Annotated in this window: 1 protein-coding gene; it reads left to right on the forward strand. The window is 68.4% G+C overall.

Going from position 1 to position 709, the window contains the following annotated elements:
• A partial coding sequence (locus J0695_RS33655; RefSeq protein ID WP_206968558.1) for an outer membrane protein assembly factor BamB family protein occupies window positions 1-709 on the forward strand: 709 nt, incomplete at both ends.

The raw sequence follows: 709 nt of genomic DNA on the forward strand, positions 1-709 counted from the left end.
CCCCAGCAGCCGCCCCCGCAGCAGCCCGGTTACGGCTACCCCCAGCAGCCCCCGCCAGGACCCCCGGTCCCCGGTGGCGGCGGCGGTGGCAGCAATCAGACCCGCACCATCATCATCTCGGCGGTCGTGGCCGTTGCCCTGATCGTCGGCGGCGGCCTCTGGTACATGTCCGGCCAGGACAGCGGCAAGGACAAGAAGCAGAACGAGTCGAACAGTTCCACCGGCGGCAGCCAGGGCGGCACCGGAGGCAACAAGGGCCTCGGCGGCAACGGCACCGAGAAGGTGCCCGGCTCCACCGCGGCCAAGATGTTCTTGCAGGTACCCGCCCTCAAGGGCCCGACCATCACCGACGTCTCGGGTTCTTGGATCACGGACAAGCTGTACGTGAAGACGGGCCCGAGCGAAGTGGTCGGCTACGACACCGCAACGGGCGCACCCGCCTGGAAGATCAAATTGCCGGGTCCGATCTGTGCCGCGTCGGAGCACCTCTCCCCGGACAACAGGACCGCGATCGCCTTCCAGCCCGCGCAACCCACGGCGAAGAAGGACTACTGGGGCTGCACCCAGATCGGATCCATCGACCTCACCTCCGGGAAACTGCTCTGGCGCAAGCAGCTGGACGACTCCGAACGCAAGGGTGAGCAGCTGAAGTTCGACGAGGTCACTGTCGGCCCCGGCGTCGTCGCTGCCGGCGGCACCCGCGGTGGCG

The organism is Streptomyces beijiangensis, assembly GCF_017315755.1.
Taxonomy (GTDB): domain Bacteria; phylum Actinomycetota; class Actinomycetes; order Streptomycetales; family Streptomycetaceae; genus Streptomyces; species Streptomyces beijiangensis.